Below are 14,300 nucleotides of genomic sequence, written 5' to 3'. Positions count from 1 at the left end.
AAACATAACAAATCCCGGCGCCACAAGATGACGACGGGATTTTTATTTTGACCATCCCACACATACGCAATGAAACCCAAAGTGACCATACAGGGAGTGGCAGGCTGCTACCACGATGCAGCGGCAAGAGCCTACTTCGCACCGACAGAGATCGACACAGTGCCTTGCGACACATTCCAGGCAATGTTCGAGACACTCGACACCGATGCATCCCTTATCGGCATACTCGCGATTGAAAACACCATTGCCGGCGCCCTGCTCCAGAACCACGAACTGCTGCGCAAAAGCAATCTGACGATCGTCGGCGAACACAAGATGAGAATCTCCCATGTGCTTGCCGCATTGCCAGGCCAGCCGATCGACTCGCTGACCGAAGTCAACTCCCATCCGATGGCATTGATGCAGTGCGAACAGTATCTGCGCCGGCATCCGAATCTGCGCATTGTGGAGAAACTCGACACAGCCGGAAGCGCCAAGGACATAGCCATGCATGACCTGCGCGGACACGCGGCCGTGTGCGGCGAACTGGCCGCCGAACTCTACGGACTCGAAATACTTGCCCGCGGAATCGAAACAAACAAGCGCAATTTCACGCGCTTCCTGATACTCGCCGATCCTCTGATGGCTCCGGAGCTCAAACCGAAGGAGGAACAGCTCGACAAATCGTCAATCGTATTCACCCTCCCCCATACCCACGGGGCGTTGTCGAAGGTGCTGACAATTTTCTCGTTCTACGACATGAACCTTTCGAAAATCCAGTCGATGCCCATAATAGGCCGCGAATGGGAATACAGATTCTATATCGACCTTACGTTTGACTCCTTCGTGCGCTACCGCCAGGCACTCGACGCAGTGCGCCCTCTGCTCAACGACTTCAGAGTGCTCGGCGAATACAAGGAATGCAAAAATGAAATCTGACAGCTTCCAAACACATCCAGAATCATGAAAAAAGAGATACAACCAGCCTCCAGGGTAAGCGAGGTGAAAGAATACTACTTCTCCAAGAAGCTGCGCGAGGTGGCGCGCCTCAATGCCGAAGGCCGCGACATCATATCGCTCGGTATCGGCGGCCCTGACCGCATGCCGGCCGACGAAGTGATCGACACCCTGTGTGAAGAGACACGCAAGGAAGGCAACCACAGCTATCAATCCTACACCGGACTCCCCGCGCTGCGCCAAGCCTACGCCGACTTCTACCGGCGCTGGTATGGCGTGGAGCTGGATCCATCAAAAGAGATCCTGCCGCTGATAGGAAGCAAGGAGGGAATACTCCATGTCTCGCTTGCTCTGCTCAATCCGGGCGACGGCGTGCTTGTGCCCAATCCGGGATATCCCACCTACACGTCGGTGAGCCGTCTGGCGCAGGCCGAAGTGTTCAACTACGATCTCACCGAGGAAAACGGCTGGCTTCCCGACTTCGACCAGCTCGAAAAAATGCCGCTCGAACGCATAAAACTGATGTGGGTCAACTATCCCCACATGCCCACCGGCACTCAGGCCACTCCCGAACTTCTGCAACGGATAGTGGATTTCGGCCGACGTCATGGCATAGTGATAGCCCACGACAACCCTTACAGCTTAATCCTCAACGAAAACCCCACAAGCCTGCTGCAGATCGAGGGAGCCAAGGATGTGGCCATAGAGCTAAACTCAATGAGCAAAAGCCACAACATGGCCGGATGGCGCATGGGAATGCTGGCCTCCAATCCCACTATGATCGAGTGGATACTCAAAGTGAAGTCGAACATCGACAGCGGACAGTTCCGGCCCATGATGCTGGCAGCTGTCAAAGGGCTTGAGGCCGACAAATCATGGTACGATACGCTCAACGCCACGTATGCACGTAGACGTGCCGTGGCCGAGGAGGTGATGACAGCCCTGGGATGCACATTCGACCCGACGCAGCGCGGACTGTTTCTGTGGGGGCGCATAGCCGACAGTGAGAGCGGCAGCGAGGCCGTGGCCGACCGTGCGCTTTACGAGTCGCGGGTGTTCGTCACCCCCGGCTTCATATTCGGAAGCAACGGCGACCGCTACATACGCATATCGCTCTGCGCCACCGAAGAGAAACTCCGCGAGGCACTCGCCCGCATCAGACAATCGTCAGACAGACAAATCCAAACATATTAAAACATACACAAAAAACGTCAGAAACCGATGGAAGACCTGCAACCTATCATCTTCAAGGGGATAGACCCTGACAGACCACTCGTCATAGCCGGCCCCTGCAGTGCAGAAACCGAAGAACAAGTGCTCTCCACCGCGGCTGAACTCGCCGCCAACGGCATCAAGATATTCCGTGCCGGAATATGGAAACCCCGCACCAAGCCCGGCGGCTTCGAAGGCGTCGGCGCTCCGGGACTCGAATGGCTCAAAAAAGTCAAGGAAACGACCGGCATGTACACAGCCACCGAAGTGGCCACCCGCCAGCATGTCAACGACGCCCTTGCTGCCGGAGTGGATCTGCTGTGGATCGGCGCACGCACCTCGGCCAACCCCTTCGCCATGCAAGAGATCGCCGACACACTTCAGGAGTCGGGACGCACCGATGTGGCCGTGCTCGTCAAAAACCCGGTGAATCCGGATCTCGAACTATGGATCGGCGCCCTGCAGCGCATCTACAACGCCGGCATCAGACGTCTGGGAGCCATCCACCGCGGCTTCAGCACCTACGGCAAGCATCTCTACCGCAATATGCCGCAATGGCATATCCCGACAGAGCTGCGCCTGCGGTTTCCCTCGCTGCCGATCATCGTCGACCCCTCGCATATCGGAGGCAAGCGCGAACTGATAGCCCCCCTCTCGCAGCAGTCGCTCGACATGGGTTTCAACGGTCTGATCATAGAGAGCCACTGCGATCCCGACAAGGCATGGAGCGACGCCTCGCAACAGGTTACGCCCGAGATTCTCAACTTCATACTCAACACCCTCGTGGTGCGCGACTCACGCCAGTCGACAGAAAACCTGACTCTTCTGCGCCAGCAGATCGACCAGATCGACAACGACCTGCTCGAAACTCTTGCAAAGCGCATGAGAGTGTCGCGCGAGATAGGCCAGTACAAGAAGGAACACCGTATGCCCGTAGTGCAGGCCAACCGCTACAACGATATAATCCGCACCCGCGTGACGCTCGGACAGGAGATGGGTATGGACGAAAACTTCATGCGCACCATACTGCTCGCCATCCACGACGAATCGGTGCGCCAGCAGATAGAGGTGTTGAACGATCGTGCCCGCTGACCACTGCCCTATGCGTATACTTATAATGGGAGTAGGCAAGATGGGGTCGTTTTTCAGCGACCTGCTCTCTTTCACCCACGAGGTGGCCGTCTACGACCCCGACCCTCAACGACTGCGGTTCACCTACAACGCGCAACGGTTCAGCGACCTTGACGAGATAGACGGTTTCCACCCCGAAATGGTGATCAATGCCGCCACGGTCAAATACACGCTCGACGCATTCAAGGCCGTGCTGCCCCATATCGACCGCTCCTGCATACTTTCCGACATCTCTTCGGTGAAGACCGGACTGCCGGAATTCTATGCCGGGGGCGGACATCCGTTCGTTTCCACCCACCCGATGTTCGGCCCCACATTCGCGTCGCTGAGCAATCTCGCCGACGAAAACGCCATCATCATATCGGAAGGCGATCATCTCGGACGTGTGTTTTTCAAGGATCTATACGGACAGCTCGGGCTGCATATCGAGGAGTACACCTTCGAAGAGCATGACCGCACGATAGCCTACTCTCTATCGATCCCGTTCGCGTCGACGCTCGTATTCGCGTCGGTCATGAAACATCAGGATGCCCCCGGCACGACCTTCAAGCGCCATATGGCCATAGCACGCGGTCTGATGTCGGAGGACGACTTCCTGCTGAGCGAGATACTGTTCAACCCCAACACCCCCTCACAGCTCGACCAGATCGTAGAGCGTCTGGCCACACTGAAAGAGATCGTAGAGCGTCACGACCATGACGCGATGAAATCCTATCTCGAACAAGCACGGCAGAATCTGAAATAACCCCGGCTTTACGGAAAGAACCGCCATAGACAAGACGGTGGGCACGGATACCATCAACAGTATGTGCCACACCGTCTTGCCATATCATTGCCAGATGCCCACTACGAACAACATCCCTCAAAAAAAGTTAAAAAAACCTGCGCACTGTAACTTTTTTACTAAATTTATCGTCAATTATATCAGACACCAATCAGAATACCATAGACTGTAATGAAACGACTGACATTAGCCGCATCAATAGCCTGCACAATGTTCGGAATAGGCTTCAGCAGCTGCGGAAATGCCTCCGACAGTTCAGAACACGATACCGACAGCGTAGCGACCGTGCTTCCCTCGAAAATAGCGGAAGTCAAGACCCTGAAACTCACACCAAAGATGTTCAGTCATGAAACCGTGAGCAACGGCAAAGTCAGCGCACACGACTTCGCCGACCTCAGTTTCGCATCGTCCGATGCCGTGATCGACCGCATAATGGTGAAGAACGGCCAACACGTCAGGAAAGGGCAGCCAATAGCCTCGCTCGACAAATTCAAACTTGAAAACACCCTGACCCAGAACCTCAACGACCTTGAAACCGCACGGCTGGAACTGGCAGATGTGCTGATCGGTCAGGGATACGATCCGGAAAAGCCCGGCGAAGTGCCTGCTGAGGTGATGAAACTCGCCAGGCTGCGAAGCGGCCTCGACAAGGCCGAAACCGTATTGCAGCAGACGCGCCGCGAACTGGAAGACGCCACTCTGAAGGCACCGTTCGACGGCGTAGTGGCCAACCTGTTTCAGAAAGTCCACAACCGGCCTGACAACTCCCAGCCGTTCTGCCGCATCGTGGCATCGGGCGGCATGGATGTCGAGTTCAAGATACTTGAGAGCGAACTGTCAGTGATACGTCAGGGCGACCGTGTGACTGTCACCTCATTCTCCACGGGCGAAACCTCAGAAGGGACTGTGAGCGAGATCAATCCGGTGGTCAATGACGACGGCCTCGTGACGGTGCGCGCCTCCGTCAAAGGCTCCGGACTGTTTGACGGCATGAATGTGAAAATGAGCGTGAAGCGCGATCTTGAAAACGCCCTTGTAGTGCCCAAGTCGGCAGTAGTGCTCCGCACCGGCAAGCAGGTGGTATTTGTCCACAGCAACGGCAAAGCCTTATGGAACTATGTCACCACCGGACTTGAAAACATGAACGAATATATAATCACCGACGGACTGACCGAAGGGATGGAAGTGATCTATGACGGCAATGTGAACCTGGCTCATGAATCGCCGGTGACAGTGGTCGACGACAAACATTGAACAGACGTTACTACCCCACACCAACCGACAGCCCCTCCATCGTATGATACATTTTCTTCTCAAGCGCCCTATAGCTGTGATCATGGCCTTTCTGGCCTGTCTTATTGTGGGACTTGTCACATATTTCTCACTCCCGGTAAGTCTTTTGCCCGGTATCGCCATACCCCATATCACAGTGCAGATACAGGGCGACGACACAGGTGCGCGCGAGCTTGAGAACAACGTGACCGCCACGGTGCGCCGACAGCTGCTACAAGTGGGCGGCCTCAACGAAATAAAGAGCCTAACGCGCGACGGTCTGTCGGTCATACAGCTCGAATTTGACTACGGCGTCAACACCGACCTCGCCTTTATCGAAGTCAACGAAAAAATCGACGCCGCGATGAACACACTGCCGCGCGACACACGGCGACCGAAGGCCATTAAAGCGTCGGCCACCGACATACCGGTGCTGTATCTCAATATGACTCTGCGCAGCGACCGGCCCTACGGCTCCACCGACGAAACACGCTTCCTGCAGATGTGCGAACTGGCCGACAATGTCGTGCGCCGACGCATTGAGCAGCTGCCGGAGATAGCCATGGCCGACGTCACCGGCATCCCGGGACAATATCTGCGGATAGTGCCCGACGAAACGAAGATGAAGCTTGCCGGAGTGACTGTCGACGACCTCGAAAAATCTCTGACCGCCAACAATATCGAGCCAGGGACGATGACCGTGCGCGACGGCTACTATGAATACAACGTACACATATCCAACCAGCTGCGCACCGTGGTCGACGTAGAGAACATCTACATCAGCAAGAATGGCCGCATGCAGCAGCTGCGCGATCTGTGCCGTGTGGAAGTCACAGCCGACAGCGAGAACGGCTACTCCTACTTCGGCGGCAAACGTGCCGTGACTCTGGCCATCATAAAGCAGAGCGAGGAGAACATGGACGACATGAAGGAATCGCTGTCGCAGACCGCCGAATACTTCTCGAAACTCTATCCCGACATAGAATTCTCGCAGAGCCGCAACCAGACCGAGCTGCTCGACTACACCATATCCAATCTCGTGCAGAATCTAATATTGGGATTCATACTCGTGTTTATGGTCACGGCTTTCTTCATGGGCGACATGCGCGCATCCATCATCATCGGCGCCAGCATAGTGGTGGCTATCATAATCACGTTCCTGCTGTTCTATCTCTTCCATGTGTCGCTCAACATCATTTCGCTCTCGGGACTTATCCTCGCCGTAGGCATGATGATCGACAACTCCGTGATAGTAACCGAAAACATCACCCAATACCGACAGAAAGGACTTACGCTCATGCGTGCCTGCGACAAAGGCACATCGGAGATGATCACCCCGATGCTCAGCTCCTCGCTGACCACTGTGGCGGTATTCGTGCCCCTGGTGTTCATGAGCGGCATAGCCGGCGCGATATTCACCGACCAGGCGTTTTCCATCACCGCCGGACTTGCCGTCAGCTACATAACAGGCATAATGCTTCTGCCGGTGATCTACATGCTTGTCTACCGCCGCAAAGCCTCACGCAAAAGCGGACACAACACCGCCACACGCGCCGCCCATGAAGGGAAGACGGCTACCAAGGTCAACGCATGGCTCGACCGTGTGTACACGCGCATCATTGACTGGTGCTTCGGCCATGTGGCAATCTGCGTGACGGGAATATGCCTCATCCTGCCGATGTGCGTGGCCATGTTCATGGTGCTCCCTGTAGAGCGGATGCCACAGATAGATCACAGCGAACTTATAGCACGCATCGAATGGAACGAAAACATCAATATCGACGAAAATGCGGCGCGCGTCAACCGTCTGCTCGACAATATAGGCCTTGACAACGATGTCGACATGCACTCGGCCTATATCGGAGTGCAGGACTATCTGCTCGATGCCGGAAGCGAACTGACTCCGTCGGAGAGCGAGGTGTATCTGCGCGCACTCCGTCCATCGCTCATAGCGCCTCTGCAGACCCGTATAGATTCCGTCGTCAGATCGGAATATCCCAAGGCGATGGTGACTTTCAGCCCTCCTGAAAACATTTTCGAAAAGATATTCTCTTCGGACGAGCCCACGGTTCAGGCTCGCATTTTCCCTGCCGACCGTGCACGCGCCACCGAAACCGAGAGCCTGCTGTCGCTCGACGACGAGATAGCGTCGGCCACAGGCATCCCATCGTCGGGCATAGCCCTCCACAACCGCATAAACCTTGTGATCGACCGCGAAAAACTCCAGCTCTACAATGTGGATTATTCGGCAGTGGAACGCATGCTCCGCATGGCGCTGAAAGGCAACACGGTCACTACTCTCCGCTCATATCAGCAATATCTGCCTATCGGCATCACTACCACCGAACGGAGCGTAGACGAGATACTGGCCACCACTATCGTGGAGTCGCGACCCGACAAGGAGGGCCGGACATCGGAGATACCGCTGTCGTATCTGGTGAAATCCCACCGCGACCGCGAACTGAAAGAGATCCATGCCGGAAAAAACGGCGAATACGTGCCGCTCAATTACTACGATATCACCGACCCGGAGCGTACCATGTCGCGGATACGGTCGACGGTCGACCGGTCGGACATGTGGGACGTGGAATTTTCAGGCAGTTTCTTCTCAAACGCAAGGATGATGCAGGAGCTGATGGTGATACTTGCTATCTCCATACTGCTGATGTATTTCATACTCTGCGCCCAGTTCGAGAGCTTCGTGCAGCCGCTGATAGTGCTGCTTGAGATACCTCTCGACGTGGCTTTCGCGCTGCTTACCCTATGGGTATTCGGCCATACGCTCAACCTTATGAGCGCGATAGGCATTATCGTGACCTGCGGTATCGTGGTCAACGACTCGATACTCAAACTCGACGCCATCAACGAACTGCGCAAAGCCGGCATACCTCTGACGGAGGCCATACACACAGCCGGACTCCGCCGCCTGAGGCCGATAATCATGACTTCGCTCACAACGATATTCGCCATGGTGCCCACCCTATTCACCAAAGACATGGGTTCGGAACTGCAGCAGCCTCTGGCCATAGCCATGATAGGCTCAATGGTTGTAGGCACACTGATAAGCATATTCCTGATACCGCTCGTCTACTGGCTCATCTACCGCAAAAGCGACAAACCGCTCCAAACCGTATAAGCAATCCACACGACCGAAACAGATCATGAATCGACTACACCTGCTACTGCTTGCACTGCTGACAGCCTCCGGCATCAGCGCACAGCGCCACATAACCCTCGACCTACAGAGCACCATCGAGATAGCCTCCGACAGCTCGCTGCAGGCATTCCGCTCCCAGAATCTCTATATGTCGGGATACTGGGAATACGTATCGTTCAAGGCCGGACGTCTGCCGAGTCTGTCGCTCAACCTCACTCCTGCGAGCTACAACCAGTCGGTGACACGCGAATTCGACAACACCGACCAGGTCTACCGCTACTACTCCCTGAAATCATATTCCGCATCAGGCGGCCTCAACATTGTGCAGAATTTCGACCCGCTCGGCGGAACATTCTATGTCGAAAGTTCACTGGCCTACATGCGCAATTTCGGCCACACCCGTTACACGCAGTATTCAGCGATACCCGTGCGTATAGGCTACCGTCAGGATCTGTTAGGCTTCAACCAGTTCAGATGGGAGCGCCGCATAGAACCGGTGAAATACGAGAAAGTCAAGAAAGAATTTCTTTACAATATGGAGGAGGTGTCGGAAACGGCCGTCAACTACTTCTTCAATCTGGCTCTCGCCCAGGCCGAATACCGTCTGGCAAAAGACAATCTCGCCTCAGCCGACACGATCTACACCGTAGGCGAACGCCGCTTCAAGATAGCCTCGATATCGCAGGCCGACCTGCTGACGCTGAGACTTGACAAAGTCAATGCCGAAAACACTCTCGCCAACACACGCATAGCGCTGAAACGCGCCATGTTCTCACTGGCGTCGTTTCTTGGTATGGACAAAAACACCGAGATCACCGTACAGCTCCCGTCGGTGCCCTCCGCGAGAACGATCGATCCGGATCTGGCGCTCATGCATGCCAAAGCCAACAATCCCAAACTTCTCTCCCACCGTCAGGGTATTCTCGAAGCACAGCGCGATGTCAGCCGCACACGCATGGAACAGCGCTTCAACGCCAACATCAATGCAAGCGTGGGCTTCAACCAGTTTGCCGACAACTTCTCCGGCGCCTACCACCACCCGATGCGTCAGGACATCGTGTCGCTGTCGATCAACATACCGCTCATAGACTGGGGAGTGAGAAAAGGCCGGCTCAACATGGCCAAGAACAATCTCAACATACTTGAAATCCAGGCCCGTCAGGACGAACTGTCGATGGAAGAGGACGTGATAATGACCGTCAGCGACTTCAACATACAGCGTCAGCTCGTCAGCTCAGCCATCGAGGCGCTCGATCTGGCCGAAACGTCGTATGCGCAGACACGTCAGCGCTTCATCATAGGCAAAGCCGATCTCAACACCCTCACACTGTCGCAGAACCGCCAGCAGGATGCCAACAAAAACTACATCACTTCACTGCAGAACTACTGGCTGAGCTACTACAAACTGCGCAAACTGACTCTATTTGACTTCGACAGCGGCATGGAACTGTCCAACAAATTCGACATACAGCACCATATCCGCTGACCATAACCCGAGACCTCACACACCGCCTTCTGCTGACGCATGAAACGACGCCTATCATCATTCACTGCCATCGTCACGTTCATAGCCCTCGCCATCGTGGGAGCGGCTTTGGTGCCGCTGCTGCCGGTCAAACTATCGCCATCGCGCTCCCTCCCGAGCCTGACGGTGAGTTTCACCATGCCCGGCAACTCGGCCCGTGTGATCGAAAGCGGAGTGACGAGCAAACTCGAATCGATGCTTGCGCGTGTGCAGGGCGTCAAGGAGATCACATCCAGCTCGTCGAACGGCCGCGGCGACATAACGATCGGACTCGACCGTCACGCCGACATCGAAGCAACCCGCTTCGAAGTGTCGACAATCATCCGGCAGGCATGGTCGCAGCTGCCCGAAGAGGTGAGCTATCCACAGATCACCACACGTCAGGCCGACAACCGCGCCTCACGCCCGTTTCTAAGCTACACGCTCAACGCCCCCGCCTCACCATACGAAATACAGAGCTATGCCGAGGAGAACATAAAGCCGGCACTCGGCCAGCTGCGCGGAGTCTACAAAGTGGAGCTGTCGGGCGCACGCCCGATGGAGTGGAACGTAAAGTATGACAGCGACATGTTGCATTCGCTCGGCCTTACACCGGACGATCTTGTCGAAGCGATCACACAGAGTTCACGCTCACAGTTTCTCGGCATAGCCCGCTCGGGCGACCAGTGGCTGCGTGTAAGCTCCGTCAGCACGCTTGATGCCGGCAAATCGTTTGATCCATCGCATATATTCGTGAGCACTCCCGACGGAGCGGGCGTACCGTTGTCGCGGCTCGTCACCGTGGAGCGGCGCGAGGCCGAAGCCCAGAGCTACTACCGCATCAACGGACTCAACTCCATATATCTCAACATCACAGCCGACGATGACGCCAACCAGATTCAGCTCGCCGAGAAGGTGAAAGACCTGATGGATCAGCTCAAGCCGAAAATGCCCAAAGGGTATCAGGTGATCATGGGATATGACGCCACCGAAAACATCAATGAAGAGCTGTCGAAAATCTACTTCCGCTCGGGACTGACATTCCTGATACTGCTGGCATTCGTAGGCATCATCACCCTCAACCTGCGCTATATGCTGATCATCACCATATCGCTGATGATCAACCTGGCAGTGGCCGTGATATTCTATTATCTCACAGGCATAGAGATACAGCTCTACTCGCTCGCCGGCATCACAATATCGCTCAACCTCATAATCGACAACATAATAGTGATGACCGACCATATCACCCACAAGCACAATCTCAAGGCGTTCACATCGGTGATGGCGGCCACTCTCACTACGGTGGGTGCGCTGGGCATAGTGTTTTTCCTCAACGAAAGCATCAGGCTCAATCTTCAGGATTTTGTGGCGGTGGTGATCATCAATCTTGCCGTATCGCTGTTTGTGGCTCTCTTCCTCGTTCCGGCGCTAATAGAGCGCATCGGTCTGCGCCTGCGCCACCGCAAGAGCCGCAGCGGCAAGCGCTGGGCAGTGATATTCTCACACGCCTACAGCGCTGTCATCCGCTTCTGCCAGCGTCACCGCACAGCCATGACAGTGCTCCTCGTTCTCAGCTTCGGACTGCCGGTGTTCATGCTTCCCGAATCAATAGGCACCGACCGCTGGAATCCCAAGTCAGACAATCAGCTCAACCGATGGGAACGGCTCTACAACGCCACCCTCGGAAGCAAGACCTACAAAGAAAAGATAAAACCGATAGCCGATGTGGCTCTCGGAGGATCCTTAAGGCTTTTCACGCAGGATGTGTATGCGGGCAGCTACTTCAACCGCGGCGAATCGGAGCCGTCGCTTCAGATCTACGCCACACTGCCCAACGGCGCCACACTCGAACAGATGAACGAGCTTATCACCCAGATGGAGAGCTATCTGACAGGCTTCAGCGAGATACGCCAGTTTCAGACCTCCATCAGCTCACCGTATCGTGCGTCGATCTACATAATGTTTACAAAAGCCGCACAGAAGACCTATTTCCCCTATCAGCTAAAGAGCGACATAATACGCAAGGCACAGACTCTCGGCGGCGGTTCGTGGAGCGTCTACGGCCTGGAGGACCAGGGCTTCAACAACGACGTGCGCGAAAGCACCGGCAGCTATCGAGTGAAGATGTTCGGCTACAACTACGACGAGCTTGAACAATGGGCCGACTCGCTCAAGGCACAGCTGCTCAGCCACCGACGCATCAAAGAGGTGACCATCGCTTCTGAATTCTCATACTGGAAGGACGACTACAGCGAATTTGCCATAGAGGTCGACAAAGAGCGCCTTGCCAAGGAAGGGTTCACCATATCGCAGCTCTACAACGCCCTGAATCCCATATTCGGCCGCAAGATCAACTCCGGATATGTCAACGGTGAGCGAAGCCTGGAGCAGATATATCTTAATTCGCAGCAGGGCAGGAGCTACGATGTATGGGCGCTGATGAACATGCCTATACCTATCGGCGGCCGCACCCTCAAACTGGCCGACTTCGCGACGGTCAGCCACCGCGACGCTCCAAAATCGATCGCGAAAGAAAATCAGCAATACCGTCTGTGTCTGCAATACGAATATATCGGATCGAGCACACAGGGAAAGAAAATTCTCGAGAACGATCTCGAACGGCTGTCGCGCAAGCTCCCGATAGGCTATTCAGCCAAGACAGAGGGATGGGACTATTACTGGAACCGTGATCAGGAGGCATCCTACTGGCTGCTCCTGCTCGTGATAGCCATCATATTCTTCACCACCTCCATACTCTTCAACTCGCTGATGCAGCCTCTGGCCATCATATTCACCATACCGATATCGTTCATAGGAGTGTTCGTGACATTCTACCTCACCAAAATCAACTTCGACCAGGGAGGCTTCGCCTCGTTCATACTGCTTTGCGGCATCACGGTCAACGCCTCAATATACATCCTTAACGAATACAACTCACTGCGCGAACGACATCCGCGCCGGTCGCCACTCAGCCTCTATCTGACGGCATGGAACACCAAGATACTGCCCATATTCCTCACCGTGGTGTCAACCATACTCGGCTTCATACCCTTCATGGTCGGCGACGGCAAGGAATCATTCTGGTTTCCGCTCGCCACAGGCACCATCGGAGGACTCATCATGTCGATCGTCGGGATCTTCTTCTATCTGCCCGTTTTCTGCCTCAAACGCCCTGAACGCACACGCCCTGAACGCCACCGCAGATCCTTTTTCAGAAAGAAACCGGCCTGACAGCAACAAACAGGCGAGCCGGGATATTGGAAGTGTGGAAAAAAAACGGTAAAGTCACGAGTATTATTTTGAGAAATTGGGGAATTTTGATTTGATTTGAGAATCAGAGGATTGGAGATTTGCTGATTTCTAACGATTTGGGAGAATTTGCCTGTTTTTTCTCAATCAGTACACAATTTGTACGATTCGTTTGTTAATAAGTGTATAGGGCGATTTTTGCATAAGTGGATAGCGCATTAACTTTGCGCTCAAACACATAATCATAGCAATATGGCAAAAGTCGAAACAAAGAATAAGCAGAACCCCAAACTCGTGCAGACTGTCCTCAAAGATGGCCGTGCGAGCCTTGCGTTGGAGTATTATCTCGGACGCACTGAAACCCCGGTCATTGACGATGCGGGCAACCCTGTCATATATACGGACGGGGCTATGGCCGGTAAGCCTAAATACAAAATCAAACACAACCGCCGCCGTGAGAATCTGAATCTATATATCTGGCTCTCTCCAAAGACAACACAGGAGCGGACTCAGAACCGCAATACTCTTGCCCTCGCTGAAAAGATACGCTTCGAGCGGGAGCAGGAGTTTCTCGAAGACCGTGAGGGCTATCGTCTGAAAAAGGACAAGGAAGTGGATTTACTGCGTTACTTCCGCAAGCATTGTGATGATGAGATATATGCCCGTCCGACACGGGTCGGATTGGGTACGGCTTATCGCCGCTTCATAGCCTTCCTTGATTCAATCCAGAAGTACAAGCGTTACACCGAGTTCCTGAGAATGGACTTGCTGACAGCCGACATGATAACAGGATACATAGAGTATCTGAAAAAGGTATCGGTCGGGGAAGGTGGTATCAGATGCTTCGGTCTTTTCAAAAAGGTTGTCACATCGGCCTATGAGGAAGGACTGATGAAGAAGAATCCATGCAAGGGGATTGTTTTCCGCCGTGATGCGAGGCTCATAAAGAAACCTATATTGTCAATGGACGAGATCCGGAAACTTGCGGAAACGCCATTCACTTGGAGCTGCCCCGATGTAAAACGTGGCTTCCTTTTCAGCCTGTACACAGG

At 54.4% G+C, this 14,300-nt stretch carries 9 protein-coding genes; all 9 read left to right on the top strand.

Going from position 1 to position 14,300, the window contains the following annotated elements:
* The first annotated feature begins 69 nt into the window (after positions 1–69).
* Positions 70–918: a prephenate dehydratase gene (locus C5O24_RS05710; protein ID WP_107036406.1), complete on the top strand. Its 849-nt coding sequence runs from the start codon at positions 70–72 to the stop codon at positions 916–918.
* Between the two features lie 24 nt (positions 919–942).
* Positions 943–2,130: a pyridoxal phosphate-dependent aminotransferase gene (locus tag C5O24_RS05705; protein WP_107036407.1), complete on the top strand. Its 1,188-nt coding sequence runs from the start codon at positions 943–945 to the stop codon at positions 2,128–2,130.
* A gap of 27 nt (positions 2,131–2,157) precedes the next feature.
* Positions 2,158–3,240 carry a bifunctional 3-deoxy-7-phosphoheptulonate synthase/chorismate mutase type II gene (locus tag C5O24_RS05700; protein WP_107036408.1) on the top strand — a complete coding sequence of 361 codons (1,083 nt, stop codon included), beginning with the start codon at positions 2,158–2,160 and terminating at the stop codon, positions 3,238–3,240.
* Positions 3,241–3,250: 10 nt separating this feature from the next.
* A complete protein-coding gene (locus tag C5O24_RS05695) occupies positions 3,251–4,024 on the top strand; it encodes a prephenate dehydrogenase (RefSeq protein ID WP_107036409.1) in 774 nt (257 codons plus the stop codon).
* A gap of 210 nt (positions 4,025–4,234) precedes the next feature.
* Positions 4,235–5,317 carry an efflux RND transporter periplasmic adaptor subunit gene (locus C5O24_RS05690; RefSeq protein ID WP_237613032.1) on the top strand — a complete coding sequence of 361 codons (1,083 nt, stop codon included), beginning with the start codon at positions 4,235–4,237 and terminating at the stop codon, positions 5,315–5,317.
* A gap of 43 nt (positions 5,318–5,360) precedes the next feature.
* On the top strand, positions 5,361–8,471 hold the full coding sequence (locus C5O24_RS05685; RefSeq protein ID WP_107681568.1) for an efflux RND transporter permease subunit: 3,111 nt from the start codon (positions 5,361–5,363) through the stop codon (positions 8,469–8,471).
* A gap of 25 nt (positions 8,472–8,496) precedes the next feature.
* A complete protein-coding gene (locus C5O24_RS05680) occupies positions 8,497–9,978 on the top strand; it encodes a TolC family protein (protein ID WP_107681567.1) in 1,482 nt (493 codons plus the stop codon).
* A gap of 39 nt (positions 9,979–10,017) precedes the next feature.
* Complete coding sequence (locus tag C5O24_RS05675) at positions 10,018–13,230, top strand: efflux RND transporter permease subunit (protein WP_107681566.1); 3,213 nt, start codon at positions 10,018–10,020, stop codon at positions 13,228–13,230.
* A 270-nt stretch (positions 13,231–13,500) separates the two neighbouring features.
* Positions 13,501–14,300 (top strand): phage integrase SAM-like domain-containing protein (locus C5O24_RS05670; RefSeq protein WP_205961070.1); only part of this gene is annotated, 800 nt, incomplete at its 3' end.

It is taken from the genome of Paramuribaculum intestinale, assembly GCF_003024925.1.
Lineage (GTDB): Bacteria > Bacteroidota > Bacteroidia > Bacteroidales > Muribaculaceae > Paramuribaculum > Paramuribaculum intestinale.
This window is presented reverse-complemented; position numbering and strand designations above follow the sequence as displayed.

Bases quoted from the DNA above. Each gene is read 5' to 3' on its own strand.
- C5O24_RS05710 (WP_107036406.1), top strand. From the start codon at position 70: ATGAAACCCAAAGTGACCATACAGGGAGTGGCAGGCTGCTACCACGAT.
- C5O24_RS05705 (WP_107036407.1), top strand. From the start codon at position 943: ATGAAAAAAGAGATACAACCAGCCTCCAGGGTAAGCGAGGTGAAAGAA.
- C5O24_RS05700 (WP_107036408.1), top strand. From the start codon at position 2,158: ATGGAAGACCTGCAACCTATCATCTTCAAGGGGATAGACCCTGACAGA.
- C5O24_RS05695 (WP_107036409.1), top strand. From the start codon at position 3,251: ATGCGTATACTTATAATGGGAGTAGGCAAGATGGGGTCGTTTTTCAGC.
- C5O24_RS05690 (WP_237613032.1), top strand. From the start codon at position 4,235: ATGAAACGACTGACATTAGCCGCATCAATAGCCTGCACAATGTTCGGA.
- C5O24_RS05685 (WP_107681568.1), top strand. From the start codon at position 5,361: ATGATACATTTTCTTCTCAAGCGCCCTATAGCTGTGATCATGGCCTTT.
- C5O24_RS05680 (WP_107681567.1), top strand. From the start codon at position 8,497: ATGAATCGACTACACCTGCTACTGCTTGCACTGCTGACAGCCTCCGGC.
- C5O24_RS05675 (WP_107681566.1), top strand. From the start codon at position 10,018: ATGAAACGACGCCTATCATCATTCACTGCCATCGTCACGTTCATAGCC.